Raw genomic sequence first — 26,255 nt, forward strand, 5'->3', positions numbered from 1 at the left:
CGAACGTTGGGAGCGGGACATGGATCTGGGATTGAAGGGTAAGAAGGCCCTGGTGACGGGCGGATCGCGCGGCATCGGTCGGGCGATCGCCGACCTGCTGGCCGACGAGGGCGCGGACGTCGCGATCTGCGCGCGGAACGCGGACCAGGTCGCCGAGGCGGTCAAGGCGCTGGAGGCCAAGGGCGTGAAGGCCTTCGGCAAGGCGGTCGATATCGCCGACGGCCCGGCGATCCGCGCCTTCATCACTGAAGCCGGCGAGACGCTGGGCGGCATCGACGTCATGGTCTCCAACGCCAGCGCGCTGGTGCAGGGCGCCGGCGAGGACGAGTGGCGCGCGATGTTCGAGATCGACATCCTGGGCGCGGTGCGCAGCTTTGAGGCGGCCAGGCCGTTCCTGGAGAAGGCGGCCGAGACGCACGGCGACGCGGCGTTCCTGATCACCTCGTCGGTGTCGGCGGCCGAAACCAACAACGCCTCGTCCTATGGGGCGATGAAGGCGGCGCTGATCCACTACGCCAAGGGCCTGGCCCGTGAGAACGCCGCCAAGCACATCCGCGCCAACGTGGTGTCGCCGGGCACGGTGTTCTTCGAGGGCGGCGTCTGGGGCAACGTGAAGGCGGGCATGCCGCAGTTCTTCGACCAGATGATCAAGCGCAACCCGACCGGCCGGATGGCGACCCCCGAGGAAGTGGCGGCCGCGACCGTGTTCCTGGCCAGCCCGCGCTCGGCCTTCACGACCGGGATCAACATGCTGGTGGACGGCGCGATCTCCTCGCGCGTCAACTATTAGGGCCAAGTCGTTGGAATACGACTATTTTCAGCTGACGCTGGGACGCGAGCGCGCGGCGCAGAAGCTGTTGGCCGACCATCTCTATGGGTCGGCCGGCGTGAAAGCCGTGTTCGCGCCGCTGCTGGGCTTTGCGTCCGACCAGGCGCTGGTGCTGGCGGCGGCGGGGACGCGGGTCTCGTTCACGCCAGGGATCGTGGCCAGCGACCGCTGCCGGCTGTCGCCGACCTTGCGGCCGGTCGACGACACGCCGCCTGAGCCGGGCGGGATCTACGTCCATAACTGGTTCACGATCGACGGCGACGCAGCCGACGAATTCGTCCGGCTATCGGGCGAGGCCTGGCCCGACTTCGAAGCGCGGTTCGAGACCAAGATCTTCGGCCTGTTCCTGGCCGAGGAGGACGAGGCGGACCGCGAGTCCGGCGCGCGCCGGCTGCTGTTGATGACCCGCTATCGGGACCTGGGCGAGTGGCAGGTCTCGCGCGATCCGACCACCGAGGCGATGGCCGTGTTCCTGCGCCGCCGCGAGCTGACGCGGGTCTCGCTGGCGCGGGCCTGCGTGCTGATGCCCAGGAGCTGAGACATGATCGAGCAGACCATCGATATCTCCACCAAGGACGGGGCCACGACGACCTTCATCGTCCATCCCGATCGCGGCGGGCCGCATCCGCTGATCATCTTCTACATGGACGCGCCAGCGATCCGCGAGGAACTGCGCGACATGGCGCGGCGGCTGGCCAGCGCCGGCTACTACGTGATGCTCCCCAACCTCTACTACAGGGCAGGCGTGCTGGAGTTGGGCCCGTTGTCGCCCGACCCAAGCGATCCTGGCCGGGCGCGAATGTTCGAGCTGATGAACGGCTTGAGCATCGCCATGGTGATGGAGGACACCGACGCGCTGGTGGAGTTCGCCAAGGGGCAGGCGGCCGCCTCCACCAAGAAGATCGGTTGCGTGGGCTACTGCATGAGCGGGCAGTTCGCGATCAACGCGGCCGCGCGGCATGCCGACAAGGTCGCGGCGGCGGCTTCGATCTATGGGACCTTCCTGGTGACGGACAAGTCGGACAGTCCGCACCTGGCCGCCCGCAAGGCCAAGGGAGAGCTCTATTTCGCCTGCGCCGAGATCGACCGCTGGGCGCCGTTGGAGACCGTCCAGGCGCTGGACCAGTCGCTGGCGGCGGACAAGATCAACGCCGAGGTGGAGCTCTATCCCAAGGTCGAGCATGGCTTTGCGTTCCCGCAGCGCGCGGCCTACGACAAGACCAGCGCCGAGCGGCACTGGCAGCGGCTGAACGCATTGTTCGCGCGGAACCTCTAGGGGGCGCGCTCCACCGGCGCGATCCAGTCGTCGTCCAGGCTCTTCAGCGGATGCGAGCCGGTCACCTGGCCCATGAACGGCGGCCAGATGTTGTAGCCGAGCAGGTCTTGCAGGCGCGGCGACATCGCCTTCACGCGCTCGCGGGGCACGCCGAGATAGAAGTTCTCCTGCGTGCGGCCCCAAGGCTCGCAGTACTGGTTGGTGAAGGCCAAGCGCGGTGCGTCCGAGCGGTTGGCGCCGCCCCGATGGACGAGCGTGCCCTGGAAGACGATGGCGCCGCCCGCCGGCATGATCACCGGCTGCAGCATGGACAAGGCCTGCTGCGGCGACAGGGCGGCGATGTCGGCGTCGCTCCAGAGATGGCTGCCCGGGATGATGTCGGTGGCGCCGTTGGTCGCGGTGAAGGCGTCTATTGCGCCGATCAGCGAGAGGCTGATGGCGGGGCGCGGGCGCGGCTGGCGATAGAAACCGTCGTCGGTGTGAAGCGCCTGGGCCGCCTCGCCGGGATAGATGCAGATCGCCTGGCTGGCGGTCAGCAGGTAGCTCGGCTGCAGGAAGCGATCGAGCAGCGCGAGCAGCCTCGGCTCGGCGGTCAGGTCCTCGAACACCTGGCCCCGCGCGACCAGGGTGTAGACGCGCTCCGTGGCGAAGCCCTCGAAGGCGTTGCGGCCGTGGTGCGAGCCGAGGTGAGGGGCCAGGGCCGCGCGCGCGGCGGTGAGGGCGTCGGCGTCGGCGAAGTCCTCGATGACCGTGTAGCCGTCTTTGCTCAGACGCCGGACGTGGGCCTCGATGTCGAACGGCTCGGACATGGCCGCCTCCCTTTTGAGGCGAGTTTCTACCCGAATGACGGAAGGGCAAGTCCAGGGCGTTCGTTGTCCCAGATCATCGAGACGATGCGCCAGCGACCGTCGGCTTCACAGAACAGCTGGATGGAGTTGATCCCGCGGCGTTCGGGCGGGGCTTCGCCGGGTTCGGTGCGGGCCTCATAGGCGCTCCAGACCTGAGCCATGTTGCCGAACACGTCGATGCGGCGCGCGATCTCGACCTCATAGAAGTCGTTGGCGGCGAAGAACGGCTCGACGTCGGCCTGGTAGTCGGCCGGGCCCATGATCTTGATGCAGGGGCGGCGGTCCTCGCCGACCCAGGTGCGCATCTGGCGGGAGTCAGGGTGGAAGATCTCGGCTTGCAGCGCCCAGTCGCGAGGCCCCTTGGGGCCCGAGATCATGGCGTACATGGCGTCAACGACGGCGCCGATATCGGTCGGATCGAATGGCAGGGTTCTCATACGAAGAGAGCCTAGGCGCGGGGCCCAGGCTCTCCAATCGGTTCGCGACGAAAGCGGTCAGGCGCGCTTCGGAATGACCACCTTCATCGACTCGTAGCCCTTCACGAAGGTCGAGTAGATGCGCTTGGGCTCCTCGACGAGCTGGATGTCGGGGAAGCGCTTCATGATCTCTTCCCAGATGATCTGGAGCTGGAGTTCGGCCAGTCGGTTGCCGACGCAGCGGTGAATGCCGAAGCCGAAGGACATGTGATTCCGCGGGCGCTCGCGGTCGATGATGTAGTCGTTCGGACGCTCGATGACTTCGTCGTCGCGGTTACCCGAGACGTACCACATGACCACCTTGTCGCCTTCGCGGATCTGCTTGCCCTGGAACTCGAAGTCCTGGGTCGCGCGGCGGCGCATGTGGGCGAGCGGCGTCTGCCAGCGGATGGTCTCGGAGACCATCGACGGGATCAGCGAGGGGTTTTCGCGCAGCTTCTTGTACTGGTCCGGGTTCTGGTTGAGGGCCAGGATCGAGCCGGAGATGGTGTTGCGGGTGGTGTCGTTTCCGCCGACGGTCAGCAGCACGACGTTGCCGAAGTACTCGCGGGGCGACATGTCCCGCGTGTCCTTGCCGTGGGCCAGCATGGATATCAGGTCGCCGGTCGGCTCGGAATTGACCCGCTCGTTCCAGCGTTCGGTGAAGTAGCCGTGGTACTCGAGGAAGATCTGCATCTTCTGCTCGAGAGTGTCGATCAGGCCGTGGCCGGGAACGGCGGTCACCACGTCCGACCAGTAGGTCAGCTTGCGGCGATCGGCCTGGTCGATGCCGAACAGGGTGGCGAGGGTCATCGCCGTCAGTTCCATCGACACCTTGTCGACCCAGTCGAACTCTTCGCCGATCGGCAGGGAGTCGAGGATCGCAGCGGCGCGCTCGCGGATCAGCGGGCCAAGCACCAGCAGGTTGCTGGGCGAGACGGCCGGGCTGACGGTCTTGCGCTGGATGTCATGCTTGGGCGGGTCCATGGCGATGAACATCGGCAGCGGACCTTCGTCGCCGTTCTGGTCGGCGATGGTGATGCCCGGCTCGGACGAGAACACCTGGTGGTTCGTGTCGACGGCCATGATGTCGTTGTACTTGGTGATCGACCAGTACGGGCCGTATTCGCTGTCGGCGGTGTAGTGGACCGGCGCTTCCTTGCGCAGGCGCTCGAAGTTCCACCACATCTCATTGGACTGGAAGAGGGCCGGCTGGGCCGGATTGATCTGGTCGAGCGGGGTCGAATAGGCCAGCGCGCGAGCGTCCTTGCTCAGATCGATGTTTCCGTCGCTCATCAGTTCCTCCTCCAAGTCCGATGCGCCCGAGGTTCTCAAGCCAAAGATGACGCAGGCGTCAAGTTTTAGCGCGAGTTTCCACAGCCGTCTCATCCGATCTGCGTTCGAATGCAGATTTTCTGTCGTTTTAAAGTCCACAAAAGTGATAGGAATTAGGTCGGCCTACGCGTTTGGAGTTTGGATCAATGAGTCAGCGGCCCACGGTTGCGGTCATCGGGGCGGGGTTCTCGGGACTACTGACGGCGCTGCATCTGGCCGCCGATCCGGAAGGTCCGACAGTTCGCCTGATCGAGCGGGCCAAGGCGTTTGGCCGCGGGGCGGCCTATTCCACGGGCAATCCCGACCACCTGTTGAACGTGCGGGTGGCCAATATGAGCGCCTTCCCGGACGATCGGGAGCACTTCACCCGTTGGCTGGCGCGCCACGAGGGGTGGAGTTCGCACGGCGGGTTCGTCACCCGCGGCGTCTATGGCGACTATCTGCAGGATCTGCTGCGCGAGGCGCTGGAGACCACGACCCCAGGCCGGTTGTTGCTGGAGCAGGACGAGGCCGTCGACGTGGAGCGGTCCGGAGAAGGCTGGCGGGTGCGGCTGGCCCTGGGGCGTGAGATCGATGCTGCGGCGGTGGTGTTGGCGCTGGGCGTGCTGCGGCCGGCCGCGCCGAGCACGGCGAGCGAGGCGCTGCTGAACTCGCCCCGCTACATCGGCGATCCGTGGGACTCCAAGGCCAAGCTCGAGGACGAAGCGTCCGATGTCCTGCTGCTGGGAACGGGCCTGACCATGATCGACGCCGCGGTCAGCCTGTGGCGGCCGGGCCGGCGGTTCTGGGCCATCTCCCGCCGGGGCCTGACTCCGCGCCAGCACGCGCCGACGAGCGAGCAGGGGGCGGAGATCGCGCCGCACGGTTCGCCGCGGGAGTTGCTGGCGGAGATCCGCGCCGCTTCGGCGGACGGCCAGTGGCGCGAGGCGATCGATTCCCTGCGCCCGCACGTCCAGTCGATCTGGCTGAGTTGGAGCCAGGCCGAGCGGCAGTCGTTCCTGCGCCACCTGCGTCCCTGGTGGGATGTGCATCGTCACCGGCTGGCGCCCAGCGTGGCGCGCCGTATCAGCCTGCTGATGCGCGGGCGCGAACTGGTGGTGCGGGCTGGCGAGGTGACGAGCCTCAGCCTGACGCGGGACAATGTCGAAGTGTCCTGGCGGCCGCGCGGCGGGCGTCTGGTGCGGCGCTTGGGCGTGGCGGCGGTGGTGAACTGCGCGGGCTTGCTGGGCGACCTGGACCGGGCCAGCGAGCCGCTGCTGCAACGCCTGCTGACGCGAGGGGTGATCCGTCCCGACCCCTGTCGCCTGGGAGCCGAGGTCGATATCGGCTCTCGGCTGATCGGCGCCAGTGGGCGGCCGGAGCCGGGGCTGTTCGCGGTTGGGCCGCTGACCCGCGGCGCGTTTTGGGAGATCACCTCGGTTCCGGACATCCGCAGCCAGGCGGCGGGCGCGGCCCAGGCGATCCTGAGCGGGGTGCGCCGCGCAAGGGCCGCCTGAAACTGCTCGGAACGGCAAAGGACCGTGGTCGTTGACCTTCTTTCGACGAAGGGAGACCCAGATGAAGACGCCTTTGATCGTGACGGCCTGCGGGCTGCTTCTGCTCGGCGTGGCCGCCTGCGACCAACGCCCCGAACCGCAAGGCGAGACGACCGGCGCAGCCATGCCCGACACCAGCCAGGCGACGCCGGTTCCAGGGCCTGTGGAGACCGCCGCGCCTGACGCCGGCGACACCGGCGTTGTACCGGCTGACGGCTCGCCGCCGCCCGTTCAACCGACGCCGCCGGCCGTGCCGGCCCCCGCCAAATGACGGAAGTTTAATGCATCGGCCGCTTCCCAGGAGGCGGCCGGTGTATGAAAGGCTCCAAAGCGAGCGGCGCGCGAGACCGCGCCGCCGATGGAGCGCTCGATGAACACCTGGAAAACCCTGCTGCTCGGCGCGTGCGCGCCGTTGGTGCTGTCCGCCTGCGCCACGACGGCGTCCGCGCCGGTCGTGGACGCGACGCCTGCGCCGGTCGCCGAGGCGGCCAAGCCGAATCCGAAGTACGGAACGTTCGGCTTCGACGTCGCCGGCATGGACAAGGCAGTGGCGCCGGGCGACGACTTCTACGCCTACGCCAACGGCGGCTGGACGAAGGCCACGGAGATCCCAGCCGACCGCGGCAGCTACGCCACCTTCGCCGTCCTCGCCGATCTCGCGACCGAGCGCACCCGCGCAATTCTCGATGAAGCCGCCAAGGCGCAGGGCGCGGAAGGCTCCAACGCGCGCAAGATCGGCGACTACTACGCCAGCTTCATGGACGAGGCGGCGATCGAGGCGGCGGGCGCCGCGCCGCTGAAGCCCGAACTGGACCGCATCGCGGCGATCAAGACCCGCGCCGACCTGTCGCGCGAGCTGGGCGCGACGCTGCGGGCCGACGTCGATGCACTGAACATGACCGACTACACGACCGACCGGCTGTTCGGGCTGTGGGTCGCCGAGGACATGAACGACACGTCCAAGTATCGGCCGTATCTGATGCAGGGCGGGCTGGGCCTGCCAGACCGCGCCTATTACCTGGACGACAGCCCGCGGTTCCAGGAACTGCGCGGCAAGTACAAGGCGCACATCGCCGCGATGCTGACGCTCGGCGGCTATGCGAACGCCGAGGCGCGGGCCGCCAAGATCCTGGCGCTGGAGACCGCGATCGCCAGGGCGCACTTGACCGTCGACGAGACCGGCGACGTGGCCAAGGCCAACAACGTCTGGAGCCAGGCCGATCTGCAGAAGAAGGCGCCGGGCATCGACTGGAGCGCCTGGCTGCAGGGCGCGGGGATGACCGACCAGCCGGTCGTCGGTCCCTGGCAGCCGTCGGCCATCTCCGGCATCTCCAAGCTGGTCGGCAGCCAGCCGATCGACACCTGGAAGGACTATCTGGCGTTCCACGCCATCGAGCGCGGGGCTCCCTACCTCTCGAAGGCGTTCGCCGACGAGCATTTCGCCTTCAACGGCACGGCGCTGGGCGGGACGCCGCAGCAGCGCGATCGCTGGAAGCGCGGCGTGGACAACACCAACGCGGCGCTGGGCGAGGCGGTGGGCCAGCTCTATGTCGAGCGCCACTTCACGCCTGAGGCGAAGGCGCAGATGCAGGAGATGGTGAAGAACATCCTGGCCGCCTTCGACGCCCGTATCGATCGCCTGGACTGGATGAGCGCGGACACCAAGGCCAAGGCCAAGGAAAAGCTGGCCGTGTTCCGCGTCGGGGTCGGTTATCCCGACAAGTGGCGCGACTATTCGGGCCTGGAGATCGTGCGCGGCGACGCCTACGGCAACTGGCAGCGGGCCGATCTGTTCGACTACCGCCGCAACGTCGCCAAGCTGAAGGGGCCGGTCGACCACGACGAGTGGTGGATGACGCCGCAGACCGTCAACGCGCTGAACCTGCCGATGCAGAACATGATCGTGTTCCCGGCGGCGATCCTGGAGCCGACCTTCTTCGATCCCAACGCCGACGCGGCGGTGAACTACGGCGCCATCGGCGGGGTGATCGGGCACGAGATCGTGCACGGCTTTGACGACACCGGCGCGCTGTTCGACGTCAAGGGCAACCTGAAGAACTGGTGGAGCCCCGCCGACATGGCGCAGTTCAAGGCCCGCGGCCAGGCGCTGGCGGCGCAGTACAGCGCCTATGAGCCGCTGCCGGGCCTGCACCTCAACGGCAACCAGGTGCTGGGCGAGAACATCGCTGACCTGGCGGGTCTTGCCAGCGCCTACGACGCCTATCACCTGTCGCTGAAGGGGCGGCCGGCGCCGGTGATCGACGGCTTCACCGCCGACCAGCGGTTCTATTTCGGCTGGGCGCAGAACTATCGCAGCAAGTTCCGCGAGGCCTCGCTGCGCAGGAACGTGCTGTCGGGCGTGCACTCGCCGGGCGTGTACCGCGCGCAGACCGTTCGCAACCTGGATCCGTGGTACCCGGCCTTCGAGGTGAAGCCGGGGCAGGGGCTGTATCTGACCCCCGATCAGCGGGTGAAGATCTGGTAGCGCAAGTCGTCGCCATCGAGGATCCGGACGACGCGCGCATCGCGGCCTATCGCGATGTGCGCGAGCGCGACCTCGTGGGCCGGCAAGGTCTGTTCGTCGCCGAAGGCGAGGTGGTGGTGCGGGTGCTGGCGCGATCGCCGCTCGCGCGGCCGCAGTCGCTGCTGCTGGCTGAAAAGCGCGTGGCCGCGCTGGCGGACGTGATCGCCGCGCTGCCGCAAGACGTTCCGGTCTACGCCGCCAGCCAGGCGGTGATGGACGCGGTCGTCGGCTTTCCAATCCACCGGGGCATACTGGCTCTGGGCCGCAGGTCGGCCGAGCCGAGCGTCGACGACCTGTTGGCGAGCCTGCCGGACGAGGCGCTGGTCCTGGTGCTGAGCGGCATCGCCAATCATGACAACATGGGCGGACTGTTCCGCAACGCCGCGGCGTTCGGGGCCGATGCGGTGATCCTCGATCCGACCTGTTGCGATCCGCTGTATCGGAAGGCGATCCGCGTCTCGGTCGGGGCGGCGCTGCTCAAGCCGTTCGCACGGCTGGGCGAGGACGAGGACCTGCTGGGCGTGCTGGAACGGCGCGGCTTCGAGCCGCTGGCGCTGAGCCCGAGCGGGCAGGCGGCGCTAGCCGACACGCCCCGGACAAGGCGTGCGGCGGTCGTGCTGGGGGCTGAGGGGCCGGGCCTGTCGAAGGCGTTGCTGGAGCGGGCGAGAACCGTCCGCATTCCGATGGCGGACGGCTTCGACTCTCTGAATGTGGCGGTGACAGCCGGTGTGGTGCTGCACCACCTCGCTTTTGCGGCGAGGCGCGAGCGCGATTAGCGCGCGCGCCGAATGCTGACGGTCTCTTCCGACTCTTCGATCAGCGAGCGGGTGAGGTTCAGGATCGCCGTGCGCATGGACGGTTGCTGAACGCTGGCGAAGGCTTCGAGCAGTTGCACGGCGCCGGGCACGGCCAGCTTTTCGAACAGGCTCTCGTCGCTCATCGGGGTCGGCGTCTCGCCGACGAGTTCGCCGACGGTGGTGTCGAGCTTCTGGGCGATACGGACGAGCATGGAGGCCGAGACGCGATTGGCGCCGCGCTCATACTTCTGCACCTGCTGGAAACTCACCCCCAGGTGGTCGGCGAGGGTGGATTGGGAGATGCCAAGCCACTTGCGACGCACACGAATGCGGTGACCCACCGCCACGTCGATCGGGTCGGGTCCTTGGTCCTCGGAGTTCTCGTTCACTGAAAAACGTCCCTAAACACGTATCGGAAGCGCACGCCGACAATCTGACATAGGCGTATCTCGCCTCGCTACACCTATATGGTGAAGTGGACGTTGTGCCGCAACAGAAAGTTAATGTTCGCTTATGGCGCGAATCTTGGGCGCGTCAACTCGCTTATCAGCGTTCAGGCATCGGCTTTCCGGCCGTTCAGGATCGCTTCGATCTGCTGGAGGACAGCCAGGGCGACCTCTTCTCCCTGCTCGTCGCAGATCTCGCCGGCCCGGCGGATGATGTGGCTCAGCGCCACGCGGTCGCGCGGCCCAAGCTGGGCGGCCATCTGCAGAAGCTGGCGGGTATCGGGGTCCATGCGCGGGCCGCCATCGAGGGCGCGCAGGAAGCTCTGGGCGTCATCGCCCGGTGCGGTGATCTTGATGTCGGTCATGGGGCGTTGGCCGCGGCGAAAGTCGCGACCTCCTCTTGAAGCAGGTCTTCGGTCTGGATGAGCCGGCAAAGCGGCGAAAGCGCCGCCAGCGGAGCGCTGAGGGCTTGCAGGAGCACGCCGTCGTCCCGGAAGCCGGAGGCGACGGCGTCGCAGAGCACGTCCACCGGCAGCTTGCGGTCGGCGGCGGCCACAGCGGTGGCCAACACGCTGTCGGCCATCGAAAAACCGACCAGGGCTAGCGGCCCGCCCAGTTCGAGCGCCCGGCGCGCGAACGCCGGATGCGAGAAAGCGGAGGGGCCGGGGCGCAGGAACACCGGCTCGGACGGCAGCGGCTCGAGGCCCAGGATCGGCCGCGCGCCTTCGGAGCTGGCCTCGCGCCGATGCACGTGCAGGATCGGCCAGCGCCGGGCGCGGGCCTGGGCCAGGACATGGCGGCAGGCGGCGACGATCTGGCCGGGGTTAAGCGCGAGCTGCGGGCCGGACAGGCGCGCACGCTGCATGTCCAGGCACACCAGTGCGGCGGGCGGCGCGGTCATCGCGACTGGGCGCCCTGATTGGTGACGGGCCGGGCCGTCGAGCGGTCGAGCACGCCGACCTCGTCCCAGGCGCCTTCGGGCCGCAACAGCACCATGGGGTCGCTTTCCAGGGTGATGGCGTCGGGCGGGGGCGCGCCCTCGACGACCATTTCGACATAGTCGTGATCGGAGAAGGCGAAGCCGTCGCGTCCAGGGCGGATCTGAGCGTTGAAGTACTGCTCCCAGAAGGGGATCAGGCGGACCTGGCCGTAGCCGAGGATCTGCCGGTAGTTCTTCTTCTCGGCGAGGCGCTTGGCGGCGAGGATCAGCATGAGCGTGGCGCGACCGCCGCGGTACTCGCGCCGCACGGCTACGCGCTCGACCTTGGCGAAGTCGGCGAACCAGCGAATCCGCAGGGTCCCGACCGGCTCGCCGTCGCGGCGCAGGATCAGGTGGGTCGTGCCGGCGAAGTCGTTGCCGTCGTATTCCTCGTCATAGGGGCAGGCCTGTTCGCCCATGTAGACCAGCGATCGGACGGCCATGGCCTGCATGATGTCGGGCAGGGTCCGGCAGACGACGATCTCGAGCTCGGCCTCGTCGACGTCGGCGATTGCGCGAGCATCGAGCGGCATGCGGACATTGGCGTTCATCAGGCGGCCTTCCTGACAGCGGACCAGGCGCGCGCCATCACCAGGCCGCCGGGGCCAGGGACGGGGCGGGCGCCGATGCGCTTGAGCAGGGTGCGTTCCCCGCCTGGCGTCGCCGCGCGGCCGTAGAGCGGGATGGTGGGGAAGAGTTCGCGGTGCAGCTTCACCGCGCCGGCCATCACCGCGCCGCGTCCGCGCAGCGTCGTGCCGGCCATGCCCCAGCCGTAGATTGCGACCACCGCCTCGCCCGGGCGGGCGGCCTGGTCCTGCGGCGGGTTGACGCCGTCGAAGACGCCGGCGGCCAAGTCAGGCAGCGCCGCGGCCGTCAGCGGGATAATCGCCATGACGCCAGAGAGTTGTCCATTGACGCTACGGAAGGTAAACGAGGAGGACTGAGTGAGATCCTGGAGCTGCGCCAGGGTTTCCACGGTGGCGATGTTCGGACTGACTGTGCGCGCGGCGAGGGCGCGGCCCTCGATGATCTCGTCATGCGTGGCGAGCGTCAGGCCGAGTTCCCTCAGTCCTCGATGACAGCGTTCTGCGAAATCGCGAATGATCATCATCTTGCCGCCTTCTTGTGCGAAGATGTGTTTTGGTAGAGCGTCAATGTTCGAGTGTGCAGCCTCGAAGTTCGTATGGGGGCCCCACGGCCTTTTGGGTGCCGGATGGACAACGACGACGGCGGTCGCGCCGATTGGGACGATATCAAAACCTTCGTAGCCGCCGCCCAGACGGGTAGTTTCGGCGCCGCGGCCAGGCGGCTGCGCACCACTCAACCCACGGTCACACGGCGTATCGAGGACCTGGAGCTGCGCCTGGGGGCGAAGCTTTTCGATCGTGGGCTACGCGGGGTTTCACTGACCCGGGCCGGAGAGTTGGTTTACGACCGGGCGTTGACCATGCAGCGCGCGTCGCTGGACATCGAGCGCCTGAGCCTGGATCACGAGACGCCGGACGCGGGCGAAGTGACGGTCGCCATGCCTGAGGGATTGGGCGGCTATGTGCTGGGGCAGGAGGTCGCCGATTTCGTCCGCGAGAACCCTGGTATCAAGCTTGGTCTGGATTGCGGATTCTATCCGGAGAACCCCGTCGACAGTCAGGTGGACCTTTCGATCCAGCTGATGGACGCCAGCGGCGTGCCGGAATTGACCGCAACGCCCCTTGCGACGCTGCACTACGCGCTGTTCGCCTCGCGGGAGTACCTGGAAACGTATGGCGCCCCCACGCGGATCGAGGCGGCGGTGGGACACCGCTTCATTTATCACTCCGCCCAGGTCAGCAAGCGCGGGCGCTGGGGCGCGAAAACCTCGGCGTTCATGGAGCTGGCCGAGCCGTCGATGGTGGTGAACTCCTCGACGGTGATGCTGCATGCGATCCAGCGGGGCGCGGGCATCGGTGCGATCCCGACCGCGATCGTGGCGGTGGCGCCCGACCTGGTGATGCTGGACATCCCGCCCTTGGCCAGTTCCACCGTATGGCTGTGCCATCACCGCGAGGCGGCCAAGTCCGGCCGGGTCGCCAAGGTGGCTGAATGGCTGGCGAGCATCTTCGACGCCCGCGAGCGGCCCTGGTTCCGCCCCGAGTTCATCCACCCGCGCGAGTTCAGCGAGTGGTCCTGGCCGGCGGCCACGGCGCGGGGTTGAGCCCGGTTCGGGCCACAACCGCTTCAATCGAGCCTTAACTTTAGTCGCTCAGGGTCATCCCGCTGATATCAATAAGAATCAGGGGGGATCAGCATGGCGGACGGCACGGCCGAGACGCGCCCGTTCGGCCTGGATATCTCCCAGGCCGTCTGCGACCGCGCGACGCGGCTCGCCAGGACCATGTTTTCCGCCCTCGATGCGCAGATCATTTTCCTCAAGGACGGGGAGGTCTGGCGCAGCCGTGACCCGGCCAGCCGCATCCTCCGCGAACGCGACCGGGCGGCCGAGATCGTCCAGGCCAGCGGCGAGCTGCTGTGGATCGAGGACGCCAGGGCCGACGCCCGGTTCGCCGAGAGCCCCGCCGTCGCAGGGCCGCCCTATCTGAGATCCTATGTCGGCGTGCCGATCCGGCTGGCCGACGGCACGACCCCTGGAGTGCTGGCGGTGTTCGGCGATCAGCCGCGCGCCTTTGACGGCGCCTTGGCCTGCCGCCTCGACGATCTGGCGCAATTCGTCGCCGACGAATGGGCGCGCGCCCAGGCGAGCAAGGCCCGCGAGCAGAGCCGCCGTGAGCGCGACGCCATGCAATCGACCCTGGCGGCGATCGTCGAAGCCATGCCCGTGGCGCTGGTGCTCACCGACCGGGAGATGCGCGTGATCGGGGCCAGCCCACGCTGGATCCGGACGCTCGATCTGGGCCAGCAGATCGTCTACGGCCGGACCATCCAGGAATTGGCGCCGTACATGTACGAGCGATGGCAGGAAGCCTATGACCGGGTGCTGTGCGGGGAGGTCATCACGGCCGACCGGCTGCAGGTGGTCGAGCCCGGCGGTGCGATCCGATGGTATCGGGCCGAGCTGGCGCCGTGGCTTACGGCCGACGGCGGAGTCGGCGGCCTGATCATCGCCAGCCACGACATCACCGACATGATCGAAGCTCTGGAAGCGACCGAGCGGTCCGAGCAGCGGCTGATGCTGGCGATGGAGATCGCCGACATCCACGTGTTCGAGATGGATTACGCGCGCCGCGAGCTGATCAAGACCGGGGCCGAGGACACGTTCTTCACCGAGCCGAAGACCTATGAAGAATTGCATCGCGACATCTTCAGCACGATCGACCCGCGCGACCGGGAGCGTGTCGAGGAGGCGTGGCGACAGCATCTGACCGATGGCGAGCCCTATAGCCCTGAGTACCGCCTGGTCCGCAGCGACGAGCGCGAGGTCTGGGCGATGGGCTCGACGCGCCTGATCGCCGACGAGCGCGGGCGTCCGCTGCGGGTGATCGGCGCGCTGCAGAACATCAGCGAGCGCAAGGCCGCCGAGCGCGCCCTGGTGCAGGCCAAGGAAGACGCCGAGGCTGCGAACCGGGCCAAATCGACCTTCCTGGCCACGATGAGCCACGAGATTCGCACGCCGCTGAACGGCGTGCTGGGCATGGCCCAGGCGATGTCGGCCGAGAATGGGCTGTCGGACATCCAGCGTGAGCGGCTGGAGGTGATCCGGCAGTCGGGCGAGACGCTGCTGGCGATCCTCAACGACGTCCTGGATCTGTCGAAGATCGAGGCCGGCAAGCTGGAGCTGGAAGAGGCCGACTTCGACGTCGCGGCGCTGGCGCGCGGAGCGCATGCGGCGTTCACGGCGATCGCCAACAAGAAGGGGCTCTCGTTCGCCCTGGCGATCGAGCCCGCAGCGCTGGGCGTCTATCGCGGGGATTCCACCCGCGTGCGGCAGATCCTCTACAACCTCGTCTCCAACGCCTTGAAGTTCACGGAGCAGGGCGAGGTGCGGGTCATCGTCGACCGTGACGCCTCCGGGCTGCGGCTCAGCGTGTCCGACACCGGCATCGGGATCGCGCCGCACCGGCTGGCTGCGCTGTTCCAGAAGTTCGAGCAGGCCGACGCTTCCACCACCCGGCGCTATGGCGGCACGGGCCTGGGGCTGGCGATCTGCCGTGAGCTGGCGGGGCTGATGGGCGGCGCCATCGATGCGCGGAGCGAGGTGGGTGAGGGCACCACGTTCTTCGTGACCCTGCCGCTGACCTGGGTTGGCGCCAGCGTGGCTTTGCCGACGCCGCCGACGGTCAGCGACCAACAGCCCGAGGCCAGCGCCTGTTCGGCGCTGCGGGTGCTGGCGGCGGAGGACAACACCGTCAACCAGCTGGTTCTCAAGACCCTGCTGCACCAGATCGGCGTGGATCCGTTCATCGTCGAGAACGGCCTGGAGGCTGTGCGCGCCTGGGAGAGCGGCGAGTGGGACGTGATCCTGATGGATGTGCAGATGCCGGTCATGGACGGACCAAGCGCCTGCGCCCTGATCCGCGGCCGCGAAGCCCTGGAGGGACGGCCGCGAACCCCGATCATCGCCCTGACAGCCAACGCCATGGCCCACCAGGTGGCTGAGTACGCCGGGGCCGGGATGGACGGGTTCGTGCCCAAGCCGATCGAGGTCGGGCGGCTGTTCGAGGCGCTGCAGAAGGTGCTGGAAGACGGGGCCGAGACGAGGGCGGCCTAGCTTCGACGCGATTAGCGCGTGTTAACTACGACTTTGGGTAGAATAATTCGCGCGATCGGGGCATTTGGAGGGACCCAGTTCCCTTTGAGTAAGTCCCTATGGCCGCGCCGACGCTCACGATCACTTGCGACAAGATCACGCTGAAAGCCGGCGAGACGGCGACCGTCACGTTCACCTTCTCCGAACTCCCCATGGGGTTTTCGCTCGGCGATGTGAGCGTGACCGGGGGCTCGATTTCTGTTCTGGAGCCAACAGCTGATCCGCTGGTCTACGAGGCAAGCTTCACGCCCACGGCTGGGGTCGCTGCCGGGTCCGCCACGATCTCGGTGGACAACGCTTCCTATACGAACGCGGCAGGCGATGACGGCGCGGGCGCTTCCGGCCCGTCGCTCATGATCCAGACCTTGAGGCCGTCGGCGACGGTCGGCCTCGCCGACGCGGCGCTGAGAATCGGCGAGACCAGCCTGGTGACGATCAGCTTCTCGGAGGCCGTCAGCGGGTTTTCGAACGCCGACCTGACCGTCGCGAACGGGACGCTGTCAGCGGTCGCTTCCGCAGATGGCGGGGTCACCTGGGAGGCGACGTTTGCGCCAAGCGCCAATGTGACGGATGCGACGAACGTCATCACGCTGGACATGAGCGGCGTCATGGGCGCCAGCGGCAACGCCGGGGCGGGCACAAGCGACTCCGGCAACTACACGGTCGATACCGTTCGCCCGACCGCGACGGTGGTGCTTGCCGACCTGGCCTTGGGGATCGGGCAGACCAGCAATGTCACCTTCACGTTCTCGGAAGCCGTGACCGGGTTCACCAACGCAGATCTGATGATCGACAATGGTGCGCTATCTGCCGTGAGCAGCAGCGACGGCGGTGTCTCCTGGACGGCCACGTTCACGCCGACGGCCAGCGTAAACGACAACAGCAATGTCATTGTGCTCGATTTGACCGGCGTGACCGATCTGTCGGGCAACGCAGGGTCGGGTACGGTCAACTCTCTGAACTACGTCGTCGATCACCAACGGCCCGTGGCGACCGTAAATCTGGCCGATCCGGAGCTGAAGGCCGGCGAGACCTCGCTGATGACGGTCACGTTCTCGGAGGCGGTGATCGGCTTTACCATTGACGACCTGTCGACCCCGAACGGAGCGCTCACGGCGATGAGCAGCGGCGATGGCGGGATCACCTGGACAGCGACCTTCACGCCGGGGGAGGGCGTCCGCGACTACACCAACGTGATCGGCTTGGACAATACAGGCTACACCGACCTGGCCGGAAACGCCGGGGCGTCGCCGACGTACTCCGCCAACTTCACAATCGCCACGGTGCGCCCGACGGCGACCGTTGTCGTGGACGCCACCGCACTCAAGGCGAGCGAGAGCAGCGACGTAACGATCACGTTCTCGGAGGCCGTAAACGGCTTCGACCGAGGCGATCTGACCGTCGAGAACGGGACGCTCACGAATCCCAGTAGCACCGATGGCGGTGTCACTTGGACCGCCACCCTGACGCCGAACGTCAACGTCAGCGCCGCATCGAACGTCATCACGCTGGATCTGACCGGGGTGGCTAACGGGGTTGGCAACGCCGGTACAGGAAGCGCCGTTTCCGGCAACTACGAGATCGACACCGCCAGGCCTTCGGCGACGAGCATCATTGTCGGCAATCCGACAATCCAGGCGGGGCAGACGACCCTGGTTACGATCGAGTTTTCCGAACCAGTTGTTGGTTTTGGCCTTTCCGACCTGTCGGTGGAAAACGGCGTGCTCAGCAACCTCGCCACCAGCGACAACAAGACCTGGACGGCGACGCTTACCCCGACCGTCGGCGTGAGCGACGCAACGAATCTCATCCTGCTGGATAGTTCCCTGGTGACCGACGACGCGGGCAACGCGGGGTTAGGAATTTCGATCTCCAACAACTATGCGGTCGGCTACGTGCCGCCGCAGCCGGCCAGCGACGACGACGTGATCGCGCTGCCTGCTGAAGGGGGATCGGTATCGGCCGGACCGGGAAGCGATAGCGTCGGCGGCGCGGGCGGGGCCGACCTGATCCAGGGCAACACCGGAGACGACACCCTGAGCGGAGCCGGTGGCGACGACATCGTGCGCGGAGGCCAGGACAACGACTTCGTGCACGGCAACGCCGGGGCCGACCTGCTGTTCGGGGACCTGGGCAACGACAGCGTGTTCGGCGGCCAGGGCGACGATTTCGTCCAGGGCGGCCAGGGGAACGACTACGTGCTGGGCGATCTGGGGCGCGACAGCGTGCTGGGCGGACAGGGCGGGGACACGGTCTTCGGCGGGGGCGGCGACGATTATCTGTCCGGCGACCTGGGCGATGATGTGCTGATGGGCGGCGCGGGCGCCGACCTGTTCAACTTCACCGGCGGAGGCGGCCGCGATGTGGTGATGGACTTTTCTCAGGCCGAAGGCGACCGCATCCGCATCTCGCCGGCGGACGCAGCTGATTTCGGGGCGTTGTCGGCCAAACTCGTCACCGACGGCGGCGACACAGTGATCGACCTTGGCGGCCAGACCATCGTGCTGGCAGGGGTGGCGAAGTCGGCGCTGACGGCGGCCGACTTCGTGTTCGGCTGACCTATTCGGCCGGTTCGGTGGTGCGGACGACTTCGTACGCCTCGGCGTCGAAACCGGCGACGGCCTGAGCGTAGGCCTGGGCTGAGCCGGGCCAGTTGTTGAGGATCTTGCCCTCGGGGGTCTTGTACCAGCTGGTGCAGGTTCCGGCCCACGGGGTGTGGGCGAGCTCTGCCTGGATCTTGTCGTTGTAGGCGGCCTGGACGTCCGAGTTGACCGACACTGGCCGGTCTTGGGCCAGGGCCTGCAGTACGTAGCCCACCTGGGCCTCGATCATGTAGATGATCGAGTTGTGGCCGAGGTTCGTGTTCGGGCCGTAGAGCATGAAAAGGTTGGGGAAACCGGAAACGCTGATCCCTAGATAGGCTTCCGGCCCGGACTTCCACGCCTGGGCGAGGGTGACGCCACCCACGCCGTGGATGGCGGTCTCACCTGCGAATGACTTGGTCTCGAATCCGGTCGCGTAGATCACGACATCGGCCTCATGCAGTCGGCCGGTCTGGTCGACGACGCCCTGCGGCGTCATGCGGGTGATCGCCTCGGTGACGAGTTCAACGTTCGGCCGCGTCAACGCCGGATAGAAGTCGTTGGAGATCAGTACGCGCTTGCAGCCGACCTCGTAGTCCGGCGTCAACTTGGCGCGCAGTTCGGGGTCGGCGACCTGGGCGTTCAAATGGGCCAGCGGGATCGGCACTTCCTCGACGGGAGCGGTCCCGTTGCGCTTGGCGATGAGGCGGTCCTCGGCCATCTGGAAGATCTCGGAGCGTACCTTCTCCATCAGTTCGGGACGCGCGCGGAACTGGGCCTTTTCTTCTGGGGTGTACGGGCGGTTCATCCGTGGCACGATCCAGTTGGGCGAACGCTGGAAGAGGGTCAGCCGGCCGGCGACCTTGGCGATCTCGGGTACGAACTGGATGGCGCTGGCGCCGTTGCCGATCACCGCCACGCGCTTGCCGGCGAGGTCGATGGAAGCGTCCCACTGAGCCGAATGGAACGCCCGGCCTGCAAAGCTCTCGCGGCCCTCGATCGGCGGCGCCTTCGGCCGGTTGAGTTGGCCCCAGGCGGTGACGAAGGCCTGCGCCGTCACGCTCGAACCGTCGGCCAGGTCGATCGTCCAGCAGCCGGCCGCCTCGTCCCAGACCGCGCCCGTGACTTCCGCGCCGAAGCGGATGTGATCACCGAGTTCGTGCCGGTCCACGACCCCTTCGATATAGGCGAGAATGTCGGGTTGGGCGGAGTAGACCTCCGGCCAATCGGGGTTCGGGGCGAAGGAGTAGGAATAGAGGTGGCTGGGGATGTCGCAGCCGGCGCCGGGATAGATGTTCTCGCGCCAGGTGCCGCCGACGCGGTCGGCTTTTTCGAGGATGACGAATGACGACTCGCCCTGGGCCTTGAGTTGCAGGCCCATGCAGAGGCCGGCGAAGCCCGCGCCCAAAATGGCGACTTTCACGTCCGCGGCCATGTCGTACTCCCCTCGAACTTTCTTGTGTGGGGGACGCTAGCGGCGGGACGATAGGTTATCAACGGTCACATCGACCGGCGCGATCCATCGGCGGCCTCGACATTCGGCGGCGGGCTTGAGAACATTGTTCACGTAGGGAGAACGCCATGCCACGTCGCCGCGTAAGCGCGCTTTCGATTTCGGACCTCCATGGGTGGGCGGGCGCGGCACGATGACCTGGGCCGATCAGGGCGCGCGGCGCCGGCCCTATCATGTGGGCAATCTGCGGACGCTTCTGTTGGATGAGGCGCGGGCGCTGCTGGAGGCTGGCGGCCGCGCAGACCTGAACCTGCGGGCGCTGGCGGCGCGAGCGGGGATCGCCGCGGGATCTGTCTATCACCACTACGCATCCAAGGCTGCGCTGATGGCGGGCCTGGCCTCCATGGGGTTTCGCGAACTGGAGGCCAGCCTGCGGCAGGCGGGCGCCACCGCCGAAGCCACGCCGATCCGTACGACGGCCTTGGCGTACTTCGCCTTCGCCCGCGGCCAACCGGCGCTCTACGAGCTGATGTTCGACGCCGCGCTGATCGCAGAGCCCGAAGTCGCCGAGGCGCGCGACAGCGCCTTTGCGGTTCTGCAGGAGGTCATCGCCAGCGCACCGAGCCAGCAGGGCGTCGACCCGGTGGTGGTCCACAAGGTCGCCCTGGCGGTCTGGGCCTGCGGCCACGGAGCCGCCTCGCTGACACAGGCGGACGAGAGCGGGGATTCACCGCTGATGGAGGACGTGATTCAGGGCCTCGAGGCGCTGTTCCGCCCGCGCTAGGCCTATCCCGCCACGCAACCAGCTGGTCGGCGACGATCTTGCCGAGGCGCCGCTTTGGTTTGGTCTATTGGCTTGATTTTGAGGCCGAAGCCCTTTCGTTAGGCCCATGAGCAAAGGCCCCAAGATCACCGTGGCCGGGGCCGGCGCGCTGGGCCTGACGACGGCCCTGGCCCTGGCGGACGCCGGGGCGCGCGTGACGGTCTTCGATCCGGGGCCCGCCGGGGACAACGCTTCGGGCGTGGCGGCCGGCATGCTGGCGCCGGCCTTCGAGGCGGTGCTGGACGCCAGCGCTGCGCCCCATTTCGAGTTGCTGATGGCGGCGCGCAATCTTTGGCCCGCCCTGGAAGCGCGCATCGGCGTGACCGTGGATCGCTCCGGAGCCGTCGCCGTTGGCGACGATGACTTCCTGGCCCGCGTCGATGGGGGGCTGCGAGGCCTGGGGCTTCACCCGACCGAACTGCAGCGCGGCGCGCTGGCGGGTCTGGCGCCGGGGGTGGCCGAGGCGTGGGGTCGCGGCCTGCTGGTGCGCGAGGACTGGCGGATCGAGGCCTCGAGCACCTTGGCGGCCTTGCGCCGTGCGGCGACGGAGGCGGGGGTCGAGTTTCGCCAGGCGACGGCCACCGGCTTTGAAGGCGCCGAGCGGTTGGTGATCGCCACTGGCGCCGGCCAGGACCTCGCCGTCGTGGCCCCGGAACTGGCCAACCTGTCGCCGATCAAGGGACACATCCTGCGCACGCGCGAGAGGGCCTATCGCGGCGTCGTCGTGCGGGGGCAGGGGGCTTACGTCACCGCCGCGCCCGGCGGGCTGACCATCGGCGCGACGATGGAGGCGGGGCTAGGGGACAGGGCGGTCGAGCCGGCCAGGGTGGAGCCGCTGAGGGCCGCTGGCGTGCGGCTGTTCCCGGATCTGGCCGGGGCCACATTCGAGGCCGAGACCGGGGTGCGGGGCGCGACGCCGGACGGCTTGCCTATGGTCGGGCGCGGGCGGCACCAGGACGTGCTGTTGGCGGTCGGGGCGCGGCGCAACGGCTGGCTGCTGGCGCCGCTGATCGCCCGCTTGATCGTGGCTTGCGTGACGGAAGGGGAAGCTGGTCCCTTTGCCGAAGCCATGAGTCCGGCGAGGTTCGACGCGCCGGCGAAGTAGGGAGAGATCGATGAGCGGCTTCTGGTTGAGCGAGGAACAGGAAGCCATCGTCGAGAGCGTGACCAGGCTCTGCGCAGGGTTCGACGCCGACTACTGGCGCAAGACCGACGAGACTGGCGATTTCCCCGAGGCGTTCGTGGCGGCCATGGCGGCGGGCGGCTGGCTGGGGACGGCGATGCCGGCGGAGCTGGGCGGGGCCGGGCTGGGGCTGACGGAGGCGGCGCTGGTCATGCAGGCGGTGGCGCAGTCGGGGGCGGGGTTCTCGGGCGCCAGCGCCATGCACCTGAACATCTTCGGGCCGATGCCGATCGTCAGGTATGGGAGCCAGGCTCTCAGAAACCGGGCGATACCGCGGCTGATGTCGGGGGAGGACAAGATTTGCATCGGCATCACCGAGCCGGACTCGGGCCTGGACACCACGAGCCTGACGACGCGCGCGGTGCGCACGAACGACGGCTATGTGATCACGGGCCGCAAGGTGTGGACCACCATGGCCCAGCGCGCCAACAAGATGCTGATCATCGCCAGGACCACGCCGAAGGACCAGGTGAAGAAGGCGACCGAAGGCCTGAGCCTGTTCTACACCGACTTCGATCGCAGCAAGATCAGCGCGACGGTGATCCCCAAGATGGGCCGCAAGGCGGTCGAGTCGAACAGCGTCTTCATCGACAATCTGGAGGTCCCGGCCGACGACCTGATCGGCGAGGAGGGGCGCGGCTTCTACTACCTGCTGGACGGGCTCAATCCCGAGCGGGTGCTGTTCGGAGCCGAGGCCGTGGGCCTGGGCCGGGCGGCGCTGGCGCGGGCGGCTGGGTACGCCAAGGAGCGCGTCGTGTTCGGCCGGCCGATCGGCCAGAACCAGGGCGTGGCCCATCCGCTGGCCAAGGCCTGGGCGGAGCTGGAGGCGGCGAACCTGATGGCGTTCAAGGCCGCGGCGTTGTTCGACGCCGGGCGCGAGTGCGGCGCCGAGGCCAATGCGGCCAAGTATCTCGGCGGCGAGGCCGGCTTCCACGCCTGCGAGGCGGCGGTTCTGGCGCACGGGGGCATGGGCTACGCCAAGGAGTTCGATGTCGAGCGCTACTTCCGTGAGGCGATGATCGCGCGGATCGCGCCGATCAGCCGTGAGATGGTGATGAACTACATCGCCGAGCGGGTGCTCGGCCTGCCCAAGAGCTATTGAGCAGGCCGAGACCGGTTCATCCGCCGAGGTTGAAGCGGATGGGGATCTGGATCGTCCCACCTTCTACCGGCTGGCCGTCGCGGGTCATCGGGCTCATCCGGAAGTAGGGGGCGAGCCTCAGGGCGGCGCGGCCGAAGCCTTCGTCGGCCGGCGACTCCCGCGCGACCGAGCAGCCGCTGAGCAGGCCTGCGGCGCTGACCTGGCAAGAGATCGTCGCCGTGCCGCCGATCCCCCGCCGCTGGGCGGAGTCCGGGTAGAAGCGGGCGAGTTCGGCGGCGCCGGGGCGCTTCTGCCAGTTGGGCGCGACGATCACCGACGGCGGCGCCGGGATCGGAGGAGCGGGCGGCGCGATCGTGGTCGGCGGTTCAGTGGGCGCCGGAGCCGGAACGGGCGCCATCGGGATCGGGGCCCGCGTCGTGAACGGGGTGTCGACAATCGCGGCCTGGCGCGGGGCCACGCTGCGTTCGACCGGCTTGGGCTGGATCTCAGTCTTGGGCGGCGGCGTGTAGGTCTGCACGTTGATGATCGGCCCCTCAGGCAGGGCTTCGATCTGGGGCGGGCTCCAGGTCTTCACGGCGAGGTAGGCGGCCAGGCCGCCGTGGACGACGACCGACAAGGCGATGGCGGCCGTGACGGCCGGAGATCGGCCCAATCGGGGCTTTGGCGGGCCCAGCGTGGCCGGCAGGAACTGACGGATGACCATTGGCGACCTCCCTTTGTTTTTCGTCGCTGAAACAAAGGGTCGCGCCGTGATCGTGTCTGGAGCTTGGCCGTCGCGAAGCTGAACCGTGGCGGGGCGGTGGCGAAGTGGCGCCGCCCCGCCAGCGGCGCGGCTAGCCGAACTTCAGCGGGTCGGGGCCGATGCGGCCCTCGGCGGTGTCCAGGGTTGCGAAGGCCGCCAGATCCTCGGCGTCGAGCGCGAAGTCGAAGACGTCGAAGTTCTGGCGCAGGCGGCCAGGGTTGGCCGACTTCGGGATCACCAGGAAGCCGCTGTCGAGGTGCCAGCGGATGATCGCCTGGGCCGGCGTCTTGCCGTGCTTGGCGGCGACCTTGCCGATGATCGGATCCTCCAGAACCTTGCCCTGGCCGAGCGGGCTCCAGCACTCGGTCACCACGCCCAGTTCATCGTGCACCGCGCGCAGGGCGGTCTGCTGGAAGCGAGGGTGCAGTTCGATCTGGTTCACCGCCGGCGTCACGCCGGTCTCGCCGACGATCCGGCGCAAATGATCGGTGGCGAAGTTGGAGACGCCGATGGACTTGGCGCGTCCCTCTTCCTTGAGGCGGACCAGCGCCTTCCAGCTTTCGACATAGAGGTCCTGGGTCGGGCAGGGCCAGTGGATCAGGTAGAGGTCGACACTGTCGCGGCCCAGGCGCTGGAGCGACTTGTCGAAGGCCTTGAGGGCGCGGTCGTAGCCCTGGCTTTCGTTCCAGAGCTTGGTGGTCAGGGCCACTTCGGCGCCGGCCGCGGCGCGCTTGAGGCCTTGGCCGACCCCGGCTTCGTTCTGGTAGATGGCGGCGGTGTCGACATGGCGATAGCCCGCGTCCACCGCGGTCTGCACGATGTTCGCAGCTTCGTCGTCCGGCACCTGCCAGACGCCGAGACCTAGTTGCGGCAAGGCCGCCCCGTCGTTGAAGCGGATCGTGGGCTGCGTCATGGAAGCACCTTGCGTTGAAGCCAGACGGCCAAGATTGGAACTCGGTCGACGACGTGCAAGGCGCGCCTCAGCTTTGTCCAGCGACAAGGGCGGCGGGCGCCTGGGCGGGGTCGCTCGCCGCGCTTGCGCGAGGCGAGCGACAGTCGGTCCTCAGGAGCCGCCGGTTGCGCCGAACTGCAGGGTGTCCATCACCTTCTCGAGATTGAAGCTGCCCGCCCTCTGGGCCGGCGGGAACGCCTTCAACGTCTCGAGATACTCGCCGATGATGTCCTGGCACGGGACCAGGATGAAGGCCCGATCTAGATACCAGTCCCAGTACGTGTTCGAGGTGATGTCGGCGAACTCGTAGGGATCGGTGCGGAGGTTGAACAGCTTCGGGATGCGGCCGGTGACGAAGGGGCGGCCCCAGATTTCCAGTGTTCCCTCGGCCTTCTGCTCCATGAACACGACTTTCCAGTTGTCCATGCGCAGTCCGGCCACTTCGCCTTCGTCGGTGAAGTAGATGAAGCCCTTGCGCGGGCTCTTCTCGCCCTTGGTCAGGTGGCCCACGAGGCTGTCGCCGTCGAGGTGGGACTTGAACGTCTTGCCGTTGAGGGTGGCGCCCTTCTTGAGGTCCTCCTTGATCGAGGCGGCGCCCGCCATTTCGGCGAAGGTCGGCAACCAGTCGAGGTGCGAGACGATGTCGTTCGAGACCGAGCCAGCGGGAATCTTGCCCGGCCAGCGGACCATGGCGGGCACGCGGTAGGCGCCCTCCCAACTGGTGTTCTTTTCTGACCGGAACGGCGTCGTACCCGCGTCGGGCCAGGAGTTGCAGTGCGGTCCGTTGTCGGTCGAGTACATGACGAAGGTGTCGTCGGCGATGCCCAGTTCGTCCACGAGGTCGAGCAGGACGCCGATCGCCTTGTCGTGATCGATCATCACGTCGTGATACTCGCTCTGCCAGCGCCCGGCCTGACCCCTGCTTTCCGGCTTCACGTGGGTGCGGAAGTGCATGTGGGTGGTGTTGAACCAGACGAAGAAGGGTACGCCGGCCTTCACCTGCTCGCGAATGAAGGCGACCGATCGTTCGGTGACCTCGTCGTCGATCGTCTCCATGCGCTTCTTGGTCAGCGGGCCGGTGTCCTCGATCGACTGCCCGCCCTTGCCGTCGGCCTTGCAGTGCAAGACCCCGCGCGGGCCGAAGCGCTTGCGGAAATTGGGGAACTCCTTGGCGTCGGGATAGTCGGGGTTCTCCGGCTCCTCCTCGGCGTTGAGGTGGTAGAGATTGCCGAAGAACTCGTCGAAGCCATGCATGGTCGGCAGTTGCTCGTCGCGGTCGCCGAGGTGATTCTTGCCAAACTGGCCGGTGGCGTAGCCCTGGGCCTTGAGCACAGTGGCGATGGTGGGGATTGAGTCCTTCATGCCCTCCTTGGCGCCAGGCATGCCCACCTTGGTGAGGCCGGTGCGAAGGCCGCCTTGCCCCGTGATGAAGCTGGCGCGGCCGGCGGTGCAACTCTGCTCGGCGTAGTAATCCGTGAACAGCATGCCCTCACTGGCGATGCGGTCGATGTTGGGCGTGGTGTAACCCATCATGCCCCTGGTGAAGCAGCTGAGGTTCGACTGGCCGATGTCGTCGCCCCAGAGGATCAGGATGTTGGGTTTCTTCGCCATGGTCGCTTTCCTCGCCAGAACCGAAGCCTGGATTCTGGGGGC

25 protein-coding genes are annotated in these 26,255 nt (G+C 67.6%); 13 read left to right on the forward strand and 12 right to left on the reverse strand.

What is annotated here, in order from left to right; translation table 11 throughout:
- Positions 1–19: 19 nt before the first annotated feature.
- Genes ASC79_RS19990 through ASC79_RS20000 form a run of 3 tightly spaced genes read left to right on the forward strand, consistent with a single transcriptional unit; the run spans position 20 to position 2,105 of the window.
- Positions 20–790 carry an SDR family NAD(P)-dependent oxidoreductase gene (locus ASC79_RS19990; protein WP_056026535.1) on the forward strand — a complete coding sequence of 257 codons (771 nt, stop codon included), beginning with the start codon at positions 20–22 and terminating at the stop codon, positions 788–790.
- Positions 791–800: 10 nt separating this feature from the next.
- On the forward strand, positions 801–1,367 hold the full coding sequence (locus tag ASC79_RS19995) for a hypothetical protein (RefSeq protein WP_056026537.1): 567 nt from the start codon (positions 801–803) through the stop codon (positions 1,365–1,367).
- A 3-nt stretch (positions 1,368–1,370) separates the two neighbouring features.
- Complete coding sequence (locus ASC79_RS20000) at positions 1,371–2,105, forward strand: dienelactone hydrolase family protein (RefSeq protein ID WP_056026540.1); 735 nt, start codon at positions 1,371–1,373, stop codon at positions 2,103–2,105.
- On the opposite strand, the gene ASC79_RS20005 is transcribed toward ASC79_RS20000, so the two are convergent.
- Genes ASC79_RS20005 through ASC79_RS20015 form a run of 3 tightly spaced genes read right to left on the reverse strand, consistent with a single transcriptional unit; the run spans position 2,102 to position 4,704 of the window.
- On the reverse strand, positions 2,102–2,914 hold the full coding sequence (locus ASC79_RS20005) for a phytanoyl-CoA dioxygenase family protein (protein WP_056026543.1): 813 nt from the start codon (positions 2,912–2,914) through the stop codon (positions 2,102–2,104). The genes ASC79_RS20000 and ASC79_RS20005 overlap by 4 nt on opposite strands.
- Positions 2,915–2,940: 26 nt before the next feature.
- Positions 2,941–3,390, reverse strand: coding sequence for a nuclear transport factor 2 family protein (locus ASC79_RS20010; protein ID WP_056026546.1), 450 nt, complete (start codon positions 3,388–3,390; stop codon positions 2,941–2,943).
- A gap of 57 nt (positions 3,391–3,447) precedes the next feature.
- Entirely contained in the window at positions 3,448–4,704 is a 1,257-nt protein-coding gene (locus ASC79_RS20015; RefSeq protein WP_056026716.1) for a cytochrome P450, read from the reverse strand.
- 185 nt (positions 4,705–4,889) lie between these two features.
- Between ASC79_RS20015 and ASC79_RS20020 the strand changes: the two genes are divergently transcribed.
- From ASC79_RS20020 to ASC79_RS20035, 4 genes are all read left to right on the forward strand, one after another.
- Positions 4,890–6,239: an FAD/NAD(P)-binding protein gene (locus ASC79_RS20020; RefSeq protein WP_056026549.1), complete on the forward strand. Its 1,350-nt coding sequence runs from the start codon at positions 4,890–4,892 to the stop codon at positions 6,237–6,239.
- 61 nt (positions 6,240–6,300) lie between these two features.
- Entirely contained in the window at positions 6,301–6,549 is a 249-nt protein-coding gene (locus ASC79_RS20025; protein WP_056026552.1) for a hypothetical protein, read from the forward strand.
- A 99-nt stretch (positions 6,550–6,648) separates the two neighbouring features.
- On the forward strand, positions 6,649–8,763 hold the full coding sequence (locus tag ASC79_RS20030) for a M13 family metallopeptidase (RefSeq protein ID WP_056026717.1): 2,115 nt from the start codon (positions 6,649–6,651) through the stop codon (positions 8,761–8,763).
- 74 nt (positions 8,764–8,837) lie between these two features.
- Positions 8,838–9,578, forward strand: coding sequence for an RNA methyltransferase (locus tag ASC79_RS20035; protein ID WP_235528844.1), 741 nt, complete (start codon positions 8,838–8,840; stop codon positions 9,576–9,578).
- Here the strand turns inward: ASC79_RS20035 and ASC79_RS20040 are convergent.
- From ASC79_RS20040 to ASC79_RS20060, 5 genes are all read right to left on the reverse strand, one after another.
- Positions 9,575–9,988, reverse strand: a complete 414-nt coding sequence (locus ASC79_RS20040) for a helix-turn-helix domain-containing protein (protein WP_082532283.1) — start codon at positions 9,986–9,988, stop codon at positions 9,575–9,577. The genes ASC79_RS20035 and ASC79_RS20040 overlap by 4 nt on opposite strands.
- A 164-nt stretch (positions 9,989–10,152) precedes the next feature.
- A complete protein-coding gene (locus ASC79_RS20045) occupies positions 10,153–10,410 on the reverse strand; it encodes a hypothetical protein (RefSeq protein ID WP_056026555.1) in 258 nt (85 codons plus the stop codon).
- Complete coding sequence (locus ASC79_RS20050) at positions 10,407–10,946, reverse strand: cysteine hydrolase family protein (RefSeq protein WP_056026558.1); 540 nt, start codon at positions 10,944–10,946, stop codon at positions 10,407–10,409. Before ASC79_RS20050 ends, ASC79_RS20045 begins: the two co-directional genes overlap by 4 nt.
- Entirely contained in the window at positions 10,943–11,575 is a 633-nt protein-coding gene (locus tag ASC79_RS20055) for a GNAT family N-acetyltransferase (RefSeq protein WP_200937253.1), read from the reverse strand. Before ASC79_RS20055 ends, ASC79_RS20050 begins: the two co-directional genes overlap by 4 nt.
- Positions 11,575–12,135 (reverse strand): hypothetical protein, encoded by a 561-nt coding sequence (locus tag ASC79_RS20060; protein ID WP_056026561.1) that lies wholly within the window; start codon positions 12,133–12,135, stop codon positions 11,575–11,577. The genes ASC79_RS20055 and ASC79_RS20060 overlap by 1 nt, the downstream gene beginning before the upstream one ends.
- 102 nt (positions 12,136–12,237) lie before the next feature.
- Here ASC79_RS20060 and ASC79_RS20065 point away from each other — a divergent pair, with 102 nt between their 5' ends.
- The 3 genes from ASC79_RS20065 to ASC79_RS20075 all read left to right on the forward strand — a co-directional run bounded on the left by ASC79_RS20065 (position 12,238) and on the right by ASC79_RS20075 (position 18,323).
- Positions 12,238–13,215, forward strand: a complete 978-nt coding sequence (locus ASC79_RS20065; protein ID WP_056026564.1) for a LysR family transcriptional regulator — start codon at positions 12,238–12,240, stop codon at positions 13,213–13,215.
- Between the two features lie 93 nt (positions 13,216–13,308).
- Positions 13,309–15,726, forward strand: a complete 2,418-nt coding sequence (locus tag ASC79_RS20070) for an ATP-binding protein (protein ID WP_056026567.1) — start codon at positions 13,309–13,311, stop codon at positions 15,724–15,726.
- 98 nt (positions 15,727–15,824) lie between these two features.
- Positions 15,825–18,323, forward strand: a complete 2,499-nt coding sequence (locus ASC79_RS20075; RefSeq protein ID WP_056026570.1) for an Ig-like domain-containing protein — start codon at positions 15,825–15,827, stop codon at positions 18,321–18,323.
- A gap of 1 nt (position 18,324) precedes the next feature.
- Here ASC79_RS20075 and ASC79_RS20080 read toward each other — a convergent pair whose 3' ends face one another.
- The gene (locus ASC79_RS20080) at positions 18,325–19,782 is read right to left on the reverse strand and encodes an NAD(P)/FAD-dependent oxidoreductase (RefSeq protein ID WP_056026573.1); all 1,458 of its coding nucleotides are present in this window, start codon (positions 19,780–19,782) and stop codon (positions 18,325–18,327) included.
- Between the two features lie 211 nt (positions 19,783–19,993).
- Here ASC79_RS20080 and ASC79_RS20085 point away from each other — a divergent pair, with 211 nt between their 5' ends.
- From ASC79_RS20085 to ASC79_RS20095, 3 genes are all read left to right on the forward strand, one after another.
- Entirely contained in the window at positions 19,994–20,584 is a 591-nt protein-coding gene (locus tag ASC79_RS20085) for a TetR-like C-terminal domain-containing protein (protein ID WP_056026576.1), read from the forward strand.
- A 106-nt stretch (positions 20,585–20,690) separates the two neighbouring features.
- On the forward strand, positions 20,691–21,728 hold the full coding sequence (locus ASC79_RS20090) for an FAD-binding oxidoreductase (protein ID WP_056026577.1): 1,038 nt from the start codon (positions 20,691–20,693) through the stop codon (positions 21,726–21,728).
- Positions 21,729–21,738: 10 nt separating this feature from the next.
- Positions 21,739–22,908, forward strand: a complete 1,170-nt coding sequence (locus ASC79_RS20095; protein ID WP_056026580.1) for an acyl-CoA dehydrogenase family protein — start codon at positions 21,739–21,741, stop codon at positions 22,906–22,908.
- 16 nt (positions 22,909–22,924) lie between these two features.
- Here ASC79_RS20095 and ASC79_RS20100 read toward each other — a convergent pair whose 3' ends face one another.
- From ASC79_RS20100 to ASC79_RS20110, 3 genes are all read right to left on the reverse strand, one after another.
- Positions 22,925–23,611, reverse strand: a complete 687-nt coding sequence (locus ASC79_RS20100) for an energy transducer TonB (protein WP_056026583.1) — start codon at positions 23,609–23,611, stop codon at positions 22,925–22,927.
- Between the two features lie 130 nt (positions 23,612–23,741).
- Positions 23,742–24,563, reverse strand: coding sequence for an aldo/keto reductase (locus ASC79_RS20105; RefSeq protein WP_056026586.1), 822 nt, complete (start codon positions 24,561–24,563; stop codon positions 23,742–23,744).
- Between the two features lie 150 nt (positions 24,564–24,713).
- Positions 24,714–26,213 (reverse strand): arylsulfatase, encoded by a 1,500-nt coding sequence (locus ASC79_RS20110; protein WP_056026589.1) that lies wholly within the window; start codon positions 26,211–26,213, stop codon positions 24,714–24,716.
- Positions 26,214–26,255 lie beyond the last annotated feature (42 nt).

Source organism: Phenylobacterium sp. Root1290 (genome assembly GCF_001425305.1).
GTDB lineage: Bacteria > Pseudomonadota > Alphaproteobacteria > Caulobacterales > Caulobacteraceae > Phenylobacterium.